Annotated in this window: 1 protein-coding gene; it reads left to right on the forward strand. The window is 71.9% G+C overall.

The features are described from left to right. Positions 1 to 1,543, forward strand: a 1,543-nt coding sequence (locus BQ8420_RS27370; RefSeq protein ID WP_143847595.1) for a molybdopterin oxidoreductase family protein, incomplete at both ends; no start/stop codon positions are given.

Genomic DNA, 1,543 nt, shown 5'->3' on the forward strand with positions numbered 1-1,543 from the left:
GGACCCTGACCGTGCGCCCCGCCCCCTTCCCCACCAACCGGGGCGGACTGTGCCGCAAGGGCTGGACCTCCACCGAAGTCCTCACCACCCCCGACCGGCTCACCAGCCCTTTGATGCGCGAGAACCGCGACGCGCCCCTGACCGAGGTGGACTGGGACACCGCCCTGGACCACATCGCCCAACGACTCCTGGCCCTGCGCGCCCAATCGGGCCCCGACAGCGTCGCGGTCTTCGGCGGCGGCGGACTGACCAACGAAAAATCCTACCTACTGGGCAAGTTCGCCCGCCTGGCCCTGGGCACCTCCCAGATCGACTACAACGGCCGCTTCTGCATGTCCTCGGCGGCGGCCGCCGCCAACCGCGCCTTCGGCCTGGACCGCGGCATGCCCTTCCCCCTGACCGACCTCGGCCAAGCCGAAGCGGTCCTGCTCGCCGGCGCCAACCCGGCCGAGACCATGCCCCCGATGATGGGACACCTGTCCGCACCACGCCTGGTCGTCATCGACCCACGCCGCACCGCCACCGCACGAGTGGCCCTGGACAACGGTGGAATCCACCTGGCCCCACGCCCTGGCACCGACACCGCCCTGGCACTGAGCCTGCTCCACGCCGCACTCCAACGAGGATGGGTCGACCAGGACTACGTCCACGCCCGCACCACCGGCTTCGACACCGCATGGGAACGGGCCGCCGCCTGGTGGCCCGAACACGCCGAACTCACCACCGGGGTGCCCGCCACCCGAGTCCACGCCGCCGCCGACCTCCTGGGCAAGGCCGCACGCAACCGGTCGGCCTACGTCCTGACCGGACGCGGTACCGAACAGCACGCCAAGGGCACCGACACCGTCTCGGCCTGGATCAACCTGGCCCTGGCCCTGGGACTGCCCGGCCGCACCGGCTCCGGATACGGATGCATCACCGGGCAGGGCAACGGCCAAGGCGGCCGCGAACACGGCCAAAAGGCCGACCAACTACCCGGCTACCGTCACATCGACGACCCGGCCGCACGCGCACACGTGGCCGGCGTGTGGGGCATGGACCCAGGCGACCTGCCCGGCGCGGGCCGCAGCGCCTACGAACTCCTGGACGCCCTGGGCACCCCCGGCGGGCCACGCGCCATGCTGCTGTTCGGCTCCAACCCGGCCGTGTCCGCACCCCACACCGCACACGTACGCCAACGCCTGCAAGACCTGGACCTGCTGGTCACCGCCGACTTCGTACTCTCCGAAACAGCCGCCATGGGCGACGTGGTCCTGCCCGTCGCCCAATGGGCCGAGGAGTCGGGCACCATGACCAACCTGGAAGGACGCGTCCTACGCCGCCGCCAGGCCACACCGCCCCCACCCGGAGTGCGCACCGACCTGCACGTCCTCAACGCCTTGGCCACCCGCCTGGGACACCCGCACCAAGCCTTCCCCACCGACCCCGACACCGCCCTGGCCGAACTGGCCGCGGCCTCCGCCGGGGGAGCGGCCGACTACTCCGGCCTGACACCTCAACGCCTGGACACCGGCGAAGCCCTGCACTGGCCCCTGCCCCGAGG

Source organism: Nocardiopsis sp. JB363, from assembly GCF_900143625.1.
In the GTDB taxonomy this organism is placed as follows: Bacteria; Actinomycetota; Actinomycetes; order Streptosporangiales; family Streptosporangiaceae; genus Nocardiopsis.